This window comes from Microcoleus sp. C2D2 (assembly GCF_036702495.1).
GTDB lineage: Bacteria > Cyanobacteriota > Cyanobacteriia > Cyanobacteriales > Microcoleaceae > Microcoleus.
The window spans coordinates 1-18,287 of sequence record NZ_JAUBTO010000155.1 but is presented as its reverse complement, the minus strand read 5'-3'; the positions used below and the strand labels follow the sequence as shown (position 1 = coordinate 18,287).

At 46.7% G+C, this 18,287-nt stretch carries 16 protein-coding genes and 1 pseudogene; 11 read left to right on the top strand and 6 right to left on the bottom strand.

Translation table 11 applies throughout. The features are described from left to right. Window positions 1-73 precede the first annotated feature (73 nt). From QUB61_RS32130 to QUB61_RS32105, 6 genes are all read left to right on the top strand, one after another. On the top strand, window positions 74-607 hold the full coding sequence (locus QUB61_RS32130; protein ID WP_445300304.1) for a GUN4 domain-containing protein: 534 nt from the start codon (window positions 74-76) through the stop codon (window positions 605-607). Window positions 608-676: 69 nt separating this feature from the next. Continuing rightward, complete coding sequence (locus QUB61_RS32125) at window positions 677-1,021, top strand: type II toxin-antitoxin system ParD family antitoxin (RefSeq protein WP_333134264.1); 345 nt, start codon at window positions 677-679, stop codon at window positions 1,019-1,021. Continuing rightward, on the top strand, window positions 1,018-1,326 hold the full coding sequence (locus QUB61_RS32120) for a type II toxin-antitoxin system RelE/ParE family toxin (RefSeq protein ID WP_333134266.1): 309 nt from the start codon (window positions 1,018-1,020) through the stop codon (window positions 1,324-1,326). The genes QUB61_RS32125 and QUB61_RS32120 overlap by 4 nt, the downstream gene beginning before the upstream one ends. A 110-nt stretch (window positions 1,327-1,436) precedes the next feature. Then, window positions 1,437-2,252 (top strand): PD-(D/E)XK nuclease family protein, encoded by an 816-nt coding sequence (locus tag QUB61_RS32115; RefSeq protein ID WP_333134268.1) that lies wholly within the window; start codon window positions 1,437-1,439, stop codon window positions 2,250-2,252. Between the two features lie 243 nt (window positions 2,253-2,495). Then, on the top strand, window positions 2,496-5,051 hold the full coding sequence (locus QUB61_RS32110) for a DHH family phosphoesterase (RefSeq protein ID WP_333134270.1): 2,556 nt from the start codon (window positions 2,496-2,498) through the stop codon (window positions 5,049-5,051). Window positions 5,052-5,529: 478 nt separating this feature from the next. Next, window positions 5,530-7,830 carry a serine/threonine phosphatase gene (locus QUB61_RS32105; protein ID WP_333134272.1) on the top strand — a complete coding sequence of 767 codons (2,301 nt, stop codon included), beginning with the start codon at window positions 5,530-5,532 and terminating at the stop codon, window positions 7,828-7,830. A 29-nt stretch (window positions 7,831-7,859) separates the two neighbouring features. Here QUB61_RS32105 and QUB61_RS32100 read toward each other — a convergent pair whose 3' ends face one another. Next, the gene (locus tag QUB61_RS32100; RefSeq protein ID WP_333134274.1) at window positions 7,860-8,567 is read right to left on the bottom strand and encodes a hypothetical protein; all 708 of its coding nucleotides are present in this window, start codon (window positions 8,565-8,567) and stop codon (window positions 7,860-7,862) included. A 379-nt stretch (window positions 8,568-8,946) separates the two neighbouring features. Here QUB61_RS32100 and QUB61_RS32095 point away from each other — a divergent pair, with 379 nt between their 5' ends. Further along, window positions 8,947-10,188: a protein kinase domain-containing protein gene (locus QUB61_RS32095; protein WP_333134276.1), complete on the top strand. Its 1,242-nt coding sequence runs from the start codon at window positions 8,947-8,949 to the stop codon at window positions 10,186-10,188. Window positions 10,189-10,368: 180 nt separating this feature from the next. Here the strand turns inward: QUB61_RS32095 and QUB61_RS32090 are convergent, their stop codons facing one another. Together QUB61_RS32090 and QUB61_RS32085 are read right to left on the bottom strand one after the other, a co-directional pair. After that, window positions 10,369-10,587: a DUF4327 family protein gene (locus QUB61_RS32090; RefSeq protein ID WP_293257578.1), complete on the bottom strand. Its 219-nt coding sequence runs from the start codon at window positions 10,585-10,587 to the stop codon at window positions 10,369-10,371. A 216-nt stretch (window positions 10,588-10,803) separates the two neighbouring features. After that, window positions 10,804-12,044: pseudogene (locus QUB61_RS32085) on the bottom strand (RNA-guided endonuclease TnpB family protein). Between the two features lie 192 nt (window positions 12,045-12,236). Here QUB61_RS32085 and QUB61_RS32080 point away from each other — a divergent pair. Continuing rightward, on the top strand, window positions 12,237-13,217 hold the full coding sequence (locus QUB61_RS32080; RefSeq protein WP_333134278.1) for an aspartate carbamoyltransferase catalytic subunit: 981 nt from the start codon (window positions 12,237-12,239) through the stop codon (window positions 13,215-13,217). An 11-nt stretch (window positions 13,218-13,228) separates the two neighbouring features. Here the strand turns inward: QUB61_RS32080 and QUB61_RS32075 are convergent, their stop codons facing one another. The 3 genes from QUB61_RS32075 to QUB61_RS32065 form a co-directional block, all read right to left on the bottom strand. After that, window positions 13,229-13,711 (bottom strand): zinc ribbon domain-containing protein, encoded by a 483-nt coding sequence (locus QUB61_RS32075; protein WP_333134280.1) that lies wholly within the window; start codon window positions 13,709-13,711, stop codon window positions 13,229-13,231. Between the two features lie 515 nt (window positions 13,712-14,226). Next, the gene (locus QUB61_RS32070) at window positions 14,227-14,676 is read right to left on the bottom strand and encodes a hypothetical protein (RefSeq protein WP_333134282.1); all 450 of its coding nucleotides are present in this window, start codon (window positions 14,674-14,676) and stop codon (window positions 14,227-14,229) included. Between the two features lie 215 nt (window positions 14,677-14,891). Next, window positions 14,892-15,293, bottom strand: coding sequence for an SH3 domain-containing protein (locus tag QUB61_RS32065; RefSeq protein ID WP_333134284.1), 402 nt, complete (start codon window positions 15,291-15,293; stop codon window positions 14,892-14,894). Window positions 15,294-15,929: 636 nt separating this feature from the next. Here QUB61_RS32065 and QUB61_RS32060 point away from each other — a divergent pair. The 3 genes from QUB61_RS32060 to QUB61_RS32050 all read left to right on the top strand — a co-directional run bounded on the left by QUB61_RS32060 (window position 15,930) and on the right by QUB61_RS32050 (window position 17,927). Continuing rightward, complete coding sequence (locus QUB61_RS32060; protein WP_333134286.1) at window positions 15,930-16,421, top strand: molybdenum cofactor biosynthesis protein MoaE; 492 nt, start codon at window positions 15,930-15,932, stop codon at window positions 16,419-16,421. Between the two features lie 100 nt (window positions 16,422-16,521). Next, the gene (locus tag QUB61_RS32055; RefSeq protein WP_333134290.1) at window positions 16,522-17,181 is read left to right on the top strand and encodes a sigma-70 family RNA polymerase sigma factor; all 660 of its coding nucleotides are present in this window, start codon (window positions 16,522-16,524) and stop codon (window positions 17,179-17,181) included. Between the two features lie 140 nt (window positions 17,182-17,321). Beyond that, window positions 17,322-17,927, top strand: a complete 606-nt coding sequence (locus QUB61_RS32050) for a zf-HC2 domain-containing protein (RefSeq protein WP_333134288.1) — start codon at window positions 17,322-17,324, stop codon at window positions 17,925-17,927. Window positions 17,928-18,287: the final 360 nt, after the last annotated feature.

The window sequence follows — 18,287 nt, the reverse complement described above, 5'->3', positions numbered from 1 at the left end:
TACGGCACCATACTTGATTTACTTTTTGTATATCATATATAGTTTATCACTTGTTCGACCTTAAGTAAACCGTATTGGAAAGTATTCTAAGTTAGATAGCTTGCTCCAAGCTAGGAGATGGAAAGAAGCCGATGAAAAAACAGAGAAAATGATCTTCAAACTATTAGGTAGAGAAAAAGTAGAACTACCATCAGGAAATATTTATTCAGCAGCAAATTTTGACAAAACAATGGCTTTTTATAACAACTGTTTATCGGGCAAAGATATTGAAATTTTACCGGGTACAGAGCTCAGAAATATAAATAAACTCTGGCTAGAACATAGCAAGGGACGCTTTGGCTTCAGCGTACAAAAGCGGATTTGGGAAAGCATTGTTCGTACTGAGCGTGAACCTACAACCTTTCACGGTTGCGGTTGTAAGGAGTTTGATGAGTGTGTGGGCTGGTACGTGAAGGGTGATTGGATATATTACTCTGATATTAAATACTCTCTAACAGCTCCACCTGGACATCTTCCCATCAAAGTCATGTTAAATCAACATTCTACAAAATGTGACTGCGATCAATCAATTTTTCGTGTTTTCATGAAGCGTCAATATTACTCGTAAGTAAAACAATAAAATTATTCTATATTGGGTGAGTAAATTAAGACCGCCCGTTAATCCAAAACAATATAAATGAAGTACGCACGAGCGCAGCTATCCCGTAGGGAATCGCCTACAATAGAATTAACACTTCTCCTCTCCAACGCCATGCAAATTGTTTTGTCACCTGAAGTCGAAGCCCTCGTGCAGCGTCAACTCACGACTGGCAAATACAAAAGTGCGATCGAAGTAATCCTCGCAGCCATTCAACTCTTGGAACAACAAGAAGACATTTATCAAGGACGACTGCAAGAAATCCAACGAGACGCACTGATTGGTCAGCAAGCATCCCAACGTGGCGAAGTCGTAGACGGTGCAATCGCAATGTCACAAATCCGCGCCAACTTGCGATCGCGCTACAGTTCATCAGAAGCATGACTCCACAATTTCGCCTCACTGAACCCGCAATTCAAGACATCGAGCAAATTGCAGACTACATCGCTCGTCAATCGGGACTCGATATAGCCGATCGCTTTTTAAGCAAGATCGACGCAAAATTTGCCAAAATTGCTCAGTTTCCCAACCTGGGACGACAACGAGACGAGATTTTACCAGGTCTACGCAGTCTCCCGATGGATAACTATCTTATACTCTATATGCCGATCGGACAGGATGTAGAAATCTTTCGAGTTGTCAGTGGTTATCGAGATTTATCAGCCCTGTTCAGCGATGTTGATGATTGAATTCAATTCATCTGAGAACAAGAGATAGTTTGGGCGCAGAAACTGTTACGAATTTTCCCTAATTAGTATCACAAAACCCTACCAAAAACCAACACCATCACACCAAAAAAATGCTCCGACTCTCCCAAACCCAACTCAAAATCCTCGAAGAATGCCCCCGCAAATTTCAACACAGCTACCTCGAACTACTCGCCACCACCGCCTCCCCAGAACACAAAGAAAAACTTACATGGGGAAGCCACTTTCACCTATTAATGCAGCAGCGAGAACTCGGACTTCCCATTGAATTTATCATCAAACAAGACCCCGAACTGGGACGCTGTGTGGCAGCATTTATCAACACCGCACCCGAACTTTTCGCCAATTCAGAAAATAGCGATCGAATTTTCCGCCAAGCCGAACACCCCCGCACCCTAATTTTCCAAGACTACCTATTCACCGTTATCTATGACTTGCTAATAGCCGAACCAAACGCCGCGCAAATTCTCGACTGGAAAACCTATCCCCGCCCTCAAAAATCAAAATGGATAGCCGAAAGTTGGCAAACTCGCCTCTATTTATACGTCTTAGTAGAAACCAGCGACTATTCCCCCGAACAAGTTTCCATGACATACTGGTTCGTACAATTGCAAGGAGAAGAACCGCCGCAAAAACTCACATTTTATTACAACCAAACAGAACACGATCGCACAAAACAAGATTTAACCCACCTATTGAAGCAGCTAACCGACTGGCGACAGCGCTATACCGAAGGCGGCGAATTCTTACCCCAAGTAGAAATTAGTTCCAATCTTTGCGATTCCTGTCAATTTGCCACTCGCTGCAACCGCACACCAGACACAAAAACTCCCTCACCATATCTTCCTGCAGAAACTCCTACAGATTGGCTACCAAATCTTGCTATAATTGACGAAATATTTATTTAATATATAAACAAGCCCCCCAAATTTTACTCGTTTTACTCGTTACTAGGCTCTGCCTGGTAACGCCAATACGGAGGCTCTGCCTCCAATTTTCCCAATCGTAAGCGAGGCACAGCCTCTGGAAATGGGTTCCCAGGCAGAATCGGGGAACCAGTGAGTCGCTTAAGTTTTATTTAACATACAAATAAGCCCCCGGATTGATGTGTGGTAACAATCTAAAATCTAAAATCTAAAATCTAAAATCGAATGGCAGAAACCCCTCAAAACTGGCAAAATCAACTCTTACCCCAACCCCCAGCTTGGCTGATCCAAGCTGTCAGAAACCATGCACCAGAACTCCCCGGAAACTATGCCGCCGCACTTCTGTGGTATAGAGGAATTCAAAACCCCGAACAAATACCCGGTTTCTTAAATCCCCAACTTTACCAACCAGCAAGTCCCTTTGAATTCGGACTAGAAATGAACTGGGCGATAGAAAGAATCCAGCAAGCACGAAACAGCGCAGAAAAAGTCGCAATTTGGGGAGACTTCGACGCCGACGGCATTACCTCAACCTCGGTACTTTGGGACGGACTGGGAGAATTTTTTGCTCAAAATGACCAACTAACTTATTACATCCCTAACCGCTTAACCGAATCTCACGGGCTCAATATTCCGGGAATAGACGCCTTAGCAAAATCGGGAATTAGCTTAATTATTACCTGCGATACCGGAAGTACAAACATCGCCGAAATCGAATATGCGACTAGCTTACACATCGATACAATTATTACCGACCATCATACATTACCTGACGATCGCCCGCCAGCTACAGCCATTATCAATCCCCGCTACTTTCCCCCAAACCACCAACTATTTAACCTGTCAGGAGTTGGAGTAGCTTACAAATTAGTTGAAGCATTATATGACACATTACCGGATATTCCGCAGCGCCCGCTCACAGATTTATTAGAATTAGTAGCGATCGGCTTAATTGCCGATTTAGTCCAACTTACAGGAGACAGCCGCTACCTAGCACAAATCGGCATCCAACAACTGCAAAAACAAATCGCAAATCCCACCCGCCCAGGAGTTGCAAAATTGCTCGAACTGTGCAAAAGATCGGGCGATCGCCCAACCGACATTTCCTTCGGGCTCGGCCCCCGAATCAACGCCGTCAGCCGCATTCAAGGCGATGCCAGCTTCTGCGTAGAACTCCTCACCAGCCGCGACAAAAAACGCTGCGAAGAACTAGCAAATTTAACCGAAATTGCCAATTCCCGGCGCAAATCTTTACAAAAAGATGTTGCCAAAGATGCCTCCCACAAATTAGCCAAACTCGACCTCTCAACTACTAGCGTCATCGTCCTCAGCGACCCCCAATGGCCCGTAGGAGTATTAGGATTAGTAGCGGGACAAATCGCCCAAGAATACGGCCGTCCCGTGATTTTATTCAGCACAGAAGGAAGCGAAGAAATTAACGAAAATTCCCCTGAAACGCAATTTACCTCTTTCTTAGATCCAGAATCGCAAACGCTTTCCCCATCCAAAATTGCTAGGGGTTCGGCGCGTTCCGCCAATCAAATCGACCTTTACCAATTAGTCAAAAGCCAAGCGCATTTATTGCACAGATTTGGCGGTCATCCCTTCGCTGCCGGATTAAGTCTCCCCGTTGAAAATATCCCCCTATTTACCGATGCGGTAAATCAGCAACTGCGGCAACAATACAGTACAGATAGTTTAACAGCCGCCCCCGTTCAAGCCGACCTAAAAATTACAGTGTCCGAATTAGGCAAGGACTTATTTCAAGAACTAAAATTGCTCGAACCGTGCGGTATGGGCAACCCCACACCCAAATTGCTGATTGAAAACTGCTGGTTTGACAATCTCTGGAATCAAAAAATCAAGGATTTGAAAGGGCAAAAAGTAGAATATATCAAAACAGAATTTACAATTAGGGACGAATCTAGCGATACGGGATTTCCCGGCATTTGGTGGGGACACAATCAAAACGAAGTTCCCCAAGGCCGCTGCGATGTCACCGTTGAACTCGATTTTAATACTTACAAATCGCGGTATGAAGTGCGCCTCGTAGCAGTGCAAGAACGCACGCAAGACAACCAAATCAATTCGCCCACTAAAATAGATTGGATCGTAGACTGGCGCAATAGAAATAAAGATGAAGAGTTGTTAGCAGCCAGCACAAATTTAGAATCTCCAATGCCGATCGACAATCTAGTTGACAATTCCGAAAAGGTCGATCGACAAAACTCGATCGTCCTCAAACAATGCCCCGCAAGCTGGGACGAACTGCGGATCTGGTTTCGGCAAGCACAGCACACTCAGAAAAAACTCGCGATCGCCTATACTTTACCCCCACCCGTAGCCCCACAGCAAATCTGCCAACAGCTAATCGGCATCGCCAAATACCTCAGCCGCACCAAAAAACCCGTCACCAGACAGCAACTAACCCAAAAACTCGGCATCAGCGACACATCCCTGCAACTCGGGTTCAAAACCATAACATATCTCGGTTTCAAAATCAATTACCGCGATCGAGCTTTCCACATCACCAGACAACCCGAAACCGCACAGCAAGAAGACGCGCCGCAGCAAATCCCCCAACCGTTATTAGATAGCCAATCCATCCAATTCTCCGTGCCAAATTCCCCCATCGCCGCCCGTTTTGCAGCGCAATTCCTAGCAGCAGTCTCCGAAGAACAATTCCGGCGGAAATATTTCTGTGAAGTACCCCTCTCAACAATTCAATCCATCGCCCGAGAGACCGTTTTCCAAGAAGATTCCACAGAAAATCCCTTCTAACTGATATCTAGCACCATTGTTAATAAGCTTTGTATGAACAGGCAAGATGCCTGTTCCACAAGAAAATTCACTCTTTGTGGAACAGGCATCTTGCCTGTTCCTGAGAATGGTGCAAGATGTGAGTTCTAACTGATATCTAGCAGCATTGTTAAGCATAGGCAGGATGCCCGTTCCACTGATGAGATAACTTTTCTTGTCGGGCCCGCACTCGCTGCCGCCCGTGGGGCGGGCTTTTTGACCTGTGAAGCGAGAGAGATTTTTGTGGATCGGGCTTAAGAGGGCTATTCCTGACACGGATGCAACATCTCAGTTCTAAGAAATATCTTAGTTCTGAATTCATCCCGATAAAATAAGGCATAGGGCAATGAAAGTTATCCGTTGCGAGTCAGGCCCAAAACTCATAACCCCTAACTCACAGCCCAAAACCCAAAACTCCCCACCGCCAAACTCGATCGCCAATCTCCAATTTAAAACCCCTATGCTCCTCTGTCCCCGCTGCCAATTTGAAAATCCCGATCCAAACAAGTTTTGTCAACAATGCGGAAATTCCCTAATTTACAAATTTTGCCACGAATGCGGTGCCCAAGTCGCTTTTAGCGCCAAAGAATGTCAGAATTGTGGCGTCACAACAGGTCAAGTATGGCGGGCCATTATCTGCGGTCGATCGAATTTTCCAGCAGTCGAGCCACAGGAGTCAACCCTACCCCCAGCCGAGTTTGGGCAAAAACCAGACATAGTTCCAGAAACCGCATCGCCCCAAAACTCTCCTGAACCAATCACAGACACCATTAAAACAGAAATAACCACCCCAGCCGAACCCCCAACAGCAGTCGAACCAACTTCTCCACAGCTTCGCGACGGCGAATTCAGCAGCGCCGAAAATGACGCTGTAGTAGCCGTGGGGGCGATCGCACCAGCATCCCTTCAAACAACAGAAAAAAGCTCTACTACAGCACCAGAGCGCGAAATAACCCCATCTGAGCACAATTTTACAACCGCACCACAGCCTAAACAAATCCACCAAGCAACAGAGAACCCCGACAGCCCAAACATAGCTGACATCTCCCCCCAATCTCCACAATTCCCCCTCCCCAATTCAGAATATTTAATCCCTTCCCAGCCAGCAGGAGCTTATTTAGACACCCAGCAGCGCTACCAACTCCTAGAAACCGTGCCGCCGAGAAAACCCTCAGACACAGTAGCAGTAAAAGTATTGGACTGTCAGCCGCTGCAAATGTCACCCCTCAAAGCAATGCTAGCAGCCAACTCTGCCAGAGTCGCCAAACGAACCTCCCCCTACACCGCCGCCATCAAACCCGAAGAAAATTCGATCCATTCCGCCTTAGCAAAGCTTTGCCAAGGCATAGCTGAACCTTATCTGGCACTGCGGTGGCAATTCTCTCAAAACCTGCCAGTCATTCACGATAGCTGGTCCGACAACGAACAGGCAGTGCTGCTGCTAGAAGACGGGTCCCAATGGTCGCTGCTGCTAGAACGGTGGAATCAACCCGAAACTTCCACCCAGCAAATTTTATACTGGCTGCACGAAATGACAGAACTGTGGGCTGCCCTAGAACCCTGGCGCTGTCGGCAAAGCTTGTTGGAAGTGACAAATTTGCGAGTCAACCCCGACTCTTCCTTTTCCTTGGCCTCTTTGCGGCTGCAATACCTTTATCCCGAACCCGTCGGCTCAAACCTGCAACTGGTAGATTTGGGGCAACTGTGGCAGGTGATATTTAGCCAGTCCTCGCGCACTGAGTGTGGCGCATTGCTCGAACTGCTGCAACAAATGTATAGAGGCGAGATTAACACAATCGAAGAATTGCGATCGCGCCTAGAAACAGTTCCCCTCGAACTCCAACCCGCACCTTCACCAAGCTCAACCCCGACGCGCGAGCATTACCGCAGCCCCGACGAGTCCCCCCCCGACGTTGGCGAGGTCTTAACCCAGCCCATGCCACTCCAGATTTACAGCTTAGAAGACGCAGGTCTCACCGATACTGGTCGCACGCGCGAGCACAACGAAGACTTCTTCAGCATCTGGACTCAGCTCAACAAACTCGAAAGCTCCTTCGGTCGCATCTTTCAAACCAAAGGGCTTTACATACTCTGCGACGGCATGGGCGGACACGACAGCGGAGAAGTAGCCAGTCAACTAGCCGCTGAAACCCTCAGAGAATTCTTTCAAACCAGTTGGGAAAATCAACTACCTCCGGCAGACACCATCCGCGAGGGAGTGCTGCTAGCCAACAAAGCCATCTTTGAAATCAATCAAAAAGACAGACGTTCCGGCAGCGCCCGCATGGGTACAACTCTAGTCGCAGTCTTAGTTCAAGACACCCAATTCGCCGTTGCCCACGTCGGCGACAGCCGCCTCTACCGACTGAGAAAGGGACAGGCCCTAGAAAAAATCACCTCAGACCACGAAGTCGGGCAGCGCGAAATTAAGCGCGGGGTTGACCCGGAAACTGCTTATGCCCGTCCCGACGCCTATCAACTAACTCAAGCCCTCGGCCCGCGAGACAGTAATTTTCTCAAGCCTGAGGTGCAGTTTTTAGACTTGTGCGAAGATACCTTATTAATTTTGGCTTCCGACGGCCTGACAGATAATGATTTGTTGGAAACTCACTGGCAAAAAACTCTCGAACCCCTCTTCAATCCCCAAGCCAATCTCGAAGAGGGAGTTGCCGAGTTGATTGAACTGGGCAACAAACGCAACGGTCACGACAATATCACGGCAATTATCATTCGGGCGCAGGTAGGCACATTTCGATTTTAGACTTTCGATGCTCCAAACTTTTTCTGGGCCTAGCTCAAGCCAGCCGCTGCCAGAGCTAAACCTGCAGTTGTTGCAGGTTCGGGAAGAGTCTCTGAGTTTTCACCGCCGGGCCCGACTTCCTCTGCTATTACATATCCGCTGCTGGGGCCGAAGCTTCCGTCTGATTGCAAACTATCTTGCCGCCAGCTCATTCTGGAGCCTGGCCCGCCCTTATTCCCAATTATTAGCAGAAGAGGAGATGTTGCAGTCTGTGGAGTTCTTACTCGAGTTCCAAATGACCAATATCCATCCAGAGAGGGTATTAGGATATCGGTATGGTCATCTAGGAAATCATCACCATTAACAACCTTTAATTGATTTTGAGCGGACGGTGCCCACAACAAAGGTGAAAGCCGATAAATATAACTGGCAGAAGAATAAGGGTTCGAGTGCAAAACGGTTGTAGTGTCGGACAAGTCCCACGACAGCCCGAGTAAATTTACCGCAAAATCCTTTACTACAAACAATTTATCGCTGGCGCTAATTTCTAGAGTTCGATGTGGTGCCACCCAACTTGACGTAAAAAAATCTTCATAAGGAGTCGATTTATCATAGCTCAAAGAGCCTACACCTACAGGAGTGTCCGCGCCCTGAAAAAAAGTTAATTTCACTGATGCAGCCTCTGCCGATTTGACTGCGGTCGCCCCCCATGCCGAAATAGCAGCAGCAACAGCCATTCTTTGCAATTTTTTAGTCATTGTTATTCCCTCCTTACTTTTGATAGGATTAAGTAGATATGCTTGTGAAAAAAGCTCGATATATTTATCAGCAATTATACGGAAAATATTTTACAAAAATCAGAGAGCGATAGCAAATTTATGCAATTTTAATAAAAAATGTGCTTTAATAAAGATTTGATAAAGCTAAGGGCTGAAATCATAGTAATAATAAGTATTTCGCGAACTATGCAACAGATCGATCTCTAGTAAATTTACGGTTAAAGGGTGCAACGCCAGCTAGTTATTAGTTCCTCGTTCAATAGCCAGCTATTAAAGTTGGCGCTGGGCAAAAGAATTGCCCACCCAAAAGCGGGGCAACTCTTGCTAGTTATTAGCAGATTAACCACATCCATCAAAAATGCTGCTGACTCTTTTAGATCCAGAAAAACAGACCCCCCTGCAACAGTGGAGTTTCGAGAGCGAGTCCATTATTCGCATCGGCCGCTCTCCAGAAAATCACGTTGTCATCCCCAATGTTCTAGTGTCGCGGCAGCATCTGGAATTGCAAAGAGTTAATAGCCGGACGTCCAGTCAGTGGTACTTAGTCAATTTCGGGACAAATGGCACTTTTGTTAACGGTATTCTCATGTCTCAGGGTTGGATATCCGACGGTGCCACGATCCAGTTGGCGCGGGGCGGTCCAATTCTGCATTTCCAAGTTATTACTATCGAAGTCGGCGGCCAAATTGAGGCGCAGCCCACCGTCAAAGTCGCCGCCCCGAGGTGTCCCCACGTGGGAAACCCGCCGCGGAATTTATTCTGCATCCACTGCGGCGAACCGATTAAAGTCGAGCGCACTGTCCGCCACTACCAAGTGCTGAAAACTTTGGGCCAAGGCGGTATGGGGACAACGACTTTAGCCTGGGATCGAGAGAAAGCAAAAGCTCAAAAACCCGGAAGTCCCCCCGCAGCATCTCTGGTAGTCCTCAAGGAAATGAATGCTGATATGGCTCAAATCGCCAAAGCTCAAGAACTGTTTGAACGTGAAGCTAAAACTCTCAAGGCCCTCCACCATCCGGGAATTCCTCAGTTTTTTGACTTTTTTGTGGAAGGGGGCAAAAAATACTTGGTGATGGAAATGCTCCACGGCGAGGATTTAGAAAAACGCATCTACAACCGCGGGCCTGTTGCTCCCCAAGAAGCAATAGAGTGGATGATCCAAACCTGTGAGGTTTTGGACTACATTCACTCTCAAAAACCCCCGATCGTCCACCGGGATATTAAACCTGCTAATTTGCTGGTGCGGCACCGCGACAATCGCATTACACTGCTGGATTTTGGAGCCGTTAAAGAAATCGGCACTCCTCCGGGCACTCGCATCGGCGTTGAAGGCTACACCGCACCAGAACAAGACCGGGGACAGCCTCTCCCTCAGTCGGATTTATATGCTATTGGGCCTACTTTGATTTTTTTGCTGACGGCCCAAAGCCCTCAAAACTTTTACGGCAAAAAAGCTGGAGGTTACGGGTTTAAGCTCGAAAATATTCCGACGATCGCCCCCAAGCTGCGGGAGACCATTTTGCGAACCACGGCAGCTAAGCCTGGGGATCGCTTTCAAACTGCTCAACAATTAGCTCGAGCTTTAGCAGCTTCGCTTTAACAGAAGTCATTAGTCATTAGTCATTAGTCATTAGTCATTAGTCATTAGTCATTAGTCATTAGGAACAGAGCAAAAGTCCGACGGAAGAGGGAAGAAGCTAGCAACGGCAAATTTATGAAAGAAAATTTACCCGATCGCCTCGGAATTTCTCTCCGACACGCAAGTCCTCCGTCTCCTGTGTTATTCCTCGTCCCAAGCTTCTACAGCTATCAACTCGCTCACAGGGTCTTGCATAGAAAAATCAAACTCTAGCAATTGCTGTTTCCAGTACGGCCATTCGTCGCCGTAAAGCAGAGCAATTTTCCAAATGCTGTCTGTGGGCTTGATAATGCCAGACGTGACGAGAGAATGGACCTGACGCTGGAACTTAACCATCGGCTGTATAACCTGCTGGCTCATAATACCTCTTGAATTGTTTAAATCTTGTGTAATTACCACTTCCCAGCTCACACTTTTTACCGCAGTTTCGCCAAGAACAGTCTCGCCAAGACACGTGTAGATTTTTGTCGGGAAGCTACATATTCAACTTGTATCTTAACACAGTTCGTTTTGACAAGGGGCTATAAGCAAGACTGAAGAGTCAAGACCGACTGCAAAGAATTAATCATCTGTGAACTACCCACCGCTAGAGTCGGAGTACCGACTCTCTTCCGGGGCTTCTGTACTCAATGGCGAGTGCCTCAGATGAGACTTTCGTCCCAGCTTTGGTCTTACCTCGCCTCCTAAAGCAGAGACGGCTGAACCTTCCGCCTTTAGCATTCTGATGCCTTCTGCTCTAATATTGATAGCTGCATTTCCATCGCGGTCATGGTGAGTGCCGCAGTGAGGGCAAGTCCATTCTCTCACATCTAATGGCATTTCACTGACTTGATGGAAGCAGTTAGAACAAAGTTTAGAGCTAGGGAACCATCGATCGATCTCAACCAACTTTGCCCCTTTGCATTTTAGCTTATAGGCTAAGAAGTTGGTGAAGGTTCCCCATCCAACATCAGATATTGCTTTTGCCAAATTATGATTGCGAACCATGCCCTTAACATGAAGATTTTCCACTATGACCACGACGCTATCGCTGACCAACTTATAACTAAGTTTAAGTAGAAAATCTTGCCGTGAATTACTAATCCGTTCGTATACTTTGGCAACAACTTTTCTATATTTGTACCGAGAATTACTCGCTTTTTGTTTGCGTGCTAACTTTTGTTGCTAGCGCTTCAAATTTTTATCGTGCTTGGCAAGATGCTTAGGATTGTCATACTTAGAAACTTTTTTTCCCGAGCGTGACAACTGCAAAGTGCTTCACTCCTAGATCGATGCCATAAATCTTACCTTCTGTTGTAGTAGGATGCTCACCCTCAACGTCTGTTAATATAGACGCTAAGTATTACCCTGAGGGCGTTTTGCTGATAGTAACAGTCTTTATTTTACCCTCAATTAATCTATGTACCTTGGCTTTGACTATTCCAATATTGCCCGGAAGTTTGACATTTCCATCTACAATTTTGACGTTTTGAGGATACTGACTTGACTGTTTACCGTGCTTAGATTTGAACTTAGGGAAGCCTGCACGTTTATCAAAAAAGTAAGTTTTTGTACGCCGTGGTTAGGTTAAGTGTCGTAGCTTGCAAAATTTTGCTGTAACAATCAGCTAACCATGCACTCTCTTCAGCTTTTTTGAGGTCGGGTAGAAGTGCGTTGAGTGCTGAGGGTCCAAGTCCTTTACCTGTTTCCTGATAAGCTTCAATACACTTATTCATAGCATAATTCCACCACCAACGAGCGCAACCAAATGTTTGGGCTAATTGTGTTTGTTGTTTTTTTGTAGGATATATGCGTACTGGGACAGCTGGATGTAGCACTTAACATCACGTCCCCTATCTGTGGATTATATCAGAATATACAATTTCCGATAAAAATTTTCAGATAATTTGACGGCGACGATCGCATCTCATCCCTGGGCCTTATATCCCGCCACTAAACGGAGTACCGTTATAGTGGGGGACTTACGGCGAAATAGTTAAATTCCAACTTGCAACTCAAAACCTAACTCTATGACTTGGACAAGGCGACACATTCTCACTCTGGCTGATTTTACCTCCGACGAATACGATACGGTGCTGCAAACTGCGGCCAGTTTTCGGGAGGTCCTGGGCCGCCGCACGAAGAAAGTGCCTGCCCTGCAGGGTCAAGTGGTCGCGAATTTGTTTTTTGAACCTTCTACCCGGACTCGCAATAGTTTTGAGTTGGCGGCGAAGCGGCTGTCGGCGGATACGCTAAATTTTACCCCGGGAAGTTCTTCTCTGACGAAGGGGGAGACTATTCTGGATACGGCTAAGACTTATCTGGCGATGGGAACGGATTTGATGGTGATCCGGCACGAACAAGCTGGAGTTCCCAGTACGATTGCTTCGGAAATGGATCGCTTGGGTTCGAGAGTCAGCGTTCTCAATGCAGGAGACGGTCAGCACGAACACCCATCGCAAGGTTTGCTAGACTTATTTACTATTTGTTGTCTGTTAGATACCGAACGTCCGCGGCTGAAACTTTTAGCTGGCAAAAAAATTGCTGTGGTGGGGGATATCTTGCATTCGCGGGTGGCTAGGTCTAATATTTGGAGTCTAACGGCTTCTGGGGCAGAGGTTCATTTGGCCGGGCCGCCGACTTTGCTGCCGCTGTTGTTTGCTGAGTGTGGCGATGGTAGGGAAGGCAAGTTATTTTTGCACTGGCATCTTGAACCTGCTTTGGCCGATGCTGATTTTGTGATGACTTTGCGGCTGCAAAAGGAACGGATGAGCGAGCATTTGCTGCCGAGCTTACGAGAGTATCATTCTTTGTACGGGATTACGCGCGATCGGCTCAAACTCTGCAAGCCGGAGGTGAAGGTGTTGCACCCGGGCCCGGTTAACCGTGGCGTGGAAATTAGTTCGGATTTGATGGACGATGCCCAGTTTAGCCTGATTTCTCAGCAAGTTACCAGCGGGGTAGCGGTGCGGATGGCCTTACTTTACCTGATCGGCGGCGGTAAAGTTTAGGTTGTTAGCGGTTATTGAAACTCCCCAGCCCTTTCATAGACGGGGATTATTGAAGAGTCCAGATACGAACCTTGACTCGTCGAAATCAAAGCGCCTCTACTGACTCCTTCTAGGCATAGCCCTAAAGTTGCCGATACTTTTGGCAAAATATTTGCAGCGCCATTACAGTCTGCATTAATTTTGAATCCATCTTTTGAGCAATACAATCTGCGGTTAACACGCCTTCTAGATTCCTTCGACCCTTCAGGTTTGGCGCCGAACGTAGGTAGTTCATCCGCCTCTAAAAAACTTGCCTTGCTTGTAGAACTTTCCTCTGTTTCAATAAACCGAATTCCATGCCGTTCACAAAGTTGAGAGATTCTATCCTTTAGTCTAGCGGTGGGAATTTGCACAAAAGTTTGATGGGTTTTACTACCAAGATTAATCTCCTGGCGCCTGCCTTGGTTCCACCCAAACACCACATTACCCATCTTGTTTTCAAGATAATAATTCAATACTAGCCGATCTGCTTTGTTGACCGCATCTCTAACCTGTCTGTTTTGTTTTTTTGTAATTCCAGTTAATCGCTTAGACCAAAAACATTGAGATTGATTTTATTTAAGCGTTGACACTCGTTTGTTATACCCCTGATGTAGAGACTTAAGGCGCAATCCATCCACGATCAAACTTGTTCCCACGTTATAAACACAGGTTAACCAATTATTCAATCCTGGATCGATGCCTAGCGCTCGACTGGTATCAATATCAGTTTTAACGGACTGATATTTATAGACAATTCAACGTAAAATTGACGATTTATTGGTAAGGTTAGAGCCTCTATGATAGCCTTGTAGTCTAGGTTTGACGGCTTTGGTAGATAAAAAGCATCTAACCCAAACCATTCCTTGAGTTGGCTGCCTAGCGTTCATTTTAGCAGCCCATTTTTCTGCTTAACTGAAGGTTCCGTATAAGTCACTAGAACCATTCCATCTTGACGGTAGTTAGGCAGTCTAGGTCTTTGAGTCACAGCTCATTGCTTGATGCCTTTGAGCAATCTAATAAACGACTTAAATGACTCTGCAACCGTGGTGATAATTTGCTGTGCATTATCTGAGTAGAATGCTTTATAGTGCAGATGGCGATTTTCAGTACCCAGCACTTTATGTAAGTCTGAGCGACTAGGTATTTTGCCAGTTTTGAAGTAGATCTGACGAGCAGAATAGATGCGGCAATTAGTCAACTTTGATGACTCACTGCTAAGAAACTCTAAGACTGCTTTTAGATATTTATCTGGGTTAATTATGTTTGGTTGACATCCAAACATTCTTCTATCTCCTGAATTTACGCTAGCATAATACTGATACTCTGCGTGTACATTATGAAGACAAAAAAGCTCCAGTACCTGCATACTAGGACGAACTGGAGTTTGAGAGCTTGAGGAAAATTGCCGATGGGGTTGTAGTTTGTCAGCAGCACTCAAAAGATCGATCTCAGAATGCAAAAATGTGGTTGAAACGGCAGCCGCTTACCTCCCCATGTCTAAAGCTAGGGGCTGACCCTCGGCTTTTTAGTGATTAATTTCGGATATTTGATTATTTTCAGTCTCCATCGCCTCTTTAAAAAAATCGTTACCCGGTCTTGCCGGGTAACGATATTAACACTCTTTCTAAAAATGTAAAGTGCTCTTGTTAAGAGTTAGGAGAGCCACGAGGCAGACACCCAGCCGCCACCTTTGAGTTGAGCCCAGCCGTTTTTGTAACGACCGGTCAATTTGATGTTGTCTCCACGATATAACTTGCCGATTACATGAGAACAGCTATCGGGGCGGCTGCGGATATTCAGGCGGCCGCCGTTGGTGACAACTTCCGCGTAGCTGTGACGGCTGTGATGGCTTTTCTTGCCGCAGCGGGAGTACCCGCAACTTGCCTGCGCTTCGCCAGGGACACTCAGAACAGATAAAGCTACTGCCAGACCTACAACACCTAGCCATGCAGAATTAGGAATTTTAAAGCCCAGTTCGTCTAAGGACTTGAGTTGGAGTTCGGACTCTGGAGATTCATAAGCAACAAAAGAGTGGCTCAATGCTAGTGCTTCCATAGTTTCCTCGTGATTGTTGTTAACATTTTTTGATGAAGATTCAGGTCAAAACCTCGATTGACAGCCCAAATTATTAACTTATGTTTGATAAAAGCCACAAAAGGGCGTTAAGGTCTTGCTTTTGCCGAGTATGGGCTAATGTTCCTGAATCCTGCACAGGTATATCATGTCATTTATGTAGCTTTCCGGAACAAAAAAATAAATAAAGTTTACATCGGCTACTCAAAATTTGGGCAACGCGGATCGGCACTGCGGGCCGAATTCAACTTAACTGTCTCATTCAAAAGGGAAGGAAGTAATCGCTTGGGGTGTGAGATTGCTTGTACTGAGTTGCGAAGGACACTACTTATTGGGGTGTGCTTATTTATTGAGTTGCTACAGCAATATCGGCAGCTAATTCGATCGCACAAGCATCCTGCTCGTCTTCAAGCACGGGCTTAATTTGGTTCGGGCGAGTTATGATTGTAGCCGATCGCACTAGGGCAGCGGTTCGGGGCTATGGCGTCGGACATGAAGCCCGTGCTACGAGATGGGTTTCAAGATTAGCCACCCCGTGTCTCTGACAAGGATGCAAGATCGATCGCGACTTGATTTGTGTCAAGATCGATCGAGTTCTCCAGCACCACTTCTTTCGCAATGAACTCCTTCGCTGCACTTTCGATCGACACAATTCCTCAACGCCATACATCAGACAGCTTTGCCATTACCTTAGCGCCTTTGTCTGTAGAGGAAATATACGCTTTGGCAGATGACCCCGCCAACGGAGCCGTGGTAATGATGAGCGGTACAGTCCGCAACCAAACTGACGGTCAAGCTGTAGTTTCCCTAGAATATCAAGCCTACGAACCGATGGCAGTGCGAGTATTCCAGCAAATCGCTACTGAAATCCGCCGCCAGTGGGCTTCGGTCAATCGGGTCGCCATTCACCACCGCGTCGGACACTTGCAGGTGGGGGAAATCAGCGTACTGGTGGCTGTTGGCTGTCCCCACCGGGGGGAGGCCTTTGCAGCTTGCCAGTACGCCATAGATACGCTCAAACACAATGTACCGATTTGGAAAAAGGAACATTGGGCCGACGGTTCTAGCAGTTGGGTTAGTATTGGAGCGTGCGAGGTTGTCGGGCATTAGTCAATCGATTTGAGATTTGAGATTTTAGATGGAAGAGGGGAACTTGTGACGCTATCCTACCGTCAAAAACTCTGGAATGTTCGATGAGCCAATTCCACCGATGAGCGACTTTATTTCCGTGTCCTGGTCTGCGGTTGTGGCGACCGTTCAAAGAGTGCAATTGCCAGCCGAAAAACTCTCTAATTATGACTTGGTGTTGCGGTGTCAGGAAGGAAATCGACCTGAGACCACGGCCTTTTCAGAACTGTTGAAGCGTTATCAGTCCCACGTAGATAGGGTTCTCTATCACTTGGCCCCTGATTGGCAAGACCGAGCAGACTTGGCTCAGGAAGTCTGGATTCGAGTCTACCGCAATATTAACCGCTTGCAAGAGCCTGTTAAATTTCGGGGGTGGCTGAGCCGCATCGCCACTAATTTGTTTTACGATGAGTTGCGGAAGCGCAAGCGGGTGCGAACTCCGCTGTCGCTCGACGTACCCCGTGCTCTGGAAGATGGGGAGGTTGATTGGGAAATTCCGGCTGACAGTCCGGGGCCTGATGAAGATTTGACGACTAGAGAATTTTACGAGCAGTTGCGATCGGCGATCGCGGATTTGCCGGAAGTATTCCGCACGACAATTGTTTTAAGAGAAATTCAAGGTTTAGCATATGAGGAAATAGCGGAAATGACGGGAGTTTCTCTGGGAACTGTCAAGTCGAGAATTGCTAGAGCTCGCCAAAGATTGCAGTTGGAATTGCAAAAATATCTAGATGGTAATTAGCAAGAGTGATGTCAGAGGCGGGTCAAGAAGATTTGGTGATGTTTGCTGTGACATCAAAACTTCTCTTTTAAAATATAAATAAGCAGTAAATCATCTTAATAGCGACTGGGTGCTTCTCCCAATTAGAGCAAGTGTGAAATATGAATTGTAACTTTGAATCGGATAAAAATCACAATCAGCAAGGTCTCGGGGATGCACTCGCTGAAACTCAAGCTAACAAAAATTATGCCCAGGGCAATGTAACTACTATGATGCGCGATCGCTTTGAATTGCTGAGTGCCTACCTCGACGGCGAAGTGACGGCGGCAGAACGCCGGCAAGTTGAGGACTGGCTGACAAATGACCCCGCGATGAAGCGTTTGTACTCGCGACTGCTGATGATGCAGCAGAGTTTTCAGGCAATGCCGGTGCCTGCTGCGGAACAATCTGCACAGGAGTTGGCGACGAAGGTTTTGCAGCGGGTGGAACGCAAGCGGACACAAACTTGGATTTGGGGTGGAGGTGCGATCGCAGCTTTGTTGATTGCGGTGGTGTCTGGTGTCGGTGGCGGCCGCCAATTGTTTGCTCCCCAGTTTGCTCACTCGCCCGTTCCTGCTGAATCTGACGGTTTGATTGTGGCTTTGAACGAGCCTGTGGTGGAGATTGTTAATCCGAACGATTTGATGCTTGGGGTGAATGCACCGATAATGGATATTCCCAAAGTTGGTGTAGCAACCCCTCAAAAGTCCTTGCCAAAGGCGCAGTAGGATTTCTGTTTTGAGCAATAACGGAAGTCGCTAAGCTCCCTAGAAAAGGGGGCTTTTTGCCGTTTTTCCCAGTTTTTCAAGGTGGATATATCCGTTGAAAACCTCCCAGCTTTGAATGAGGAATTGTGGGGCGATCGCATCTTAATATCGGAGTAGGTAGCTAGTGGAATTAGAGCGGGCGATTCCCTACGGGATAGCTTCGCACGCGCGTACTTGTCACCGATTTTTTGGATATTTGCGATCGGCAACAGCAATGTCTCCTCAATTTCCTGCCACACAGCAGGCATTTGTGACAAGTTAAGAAAAAGTGCAAATTGTCAAGGGGGTAGACAAAAAAAGGTAAAATAGGATGAAACCTTT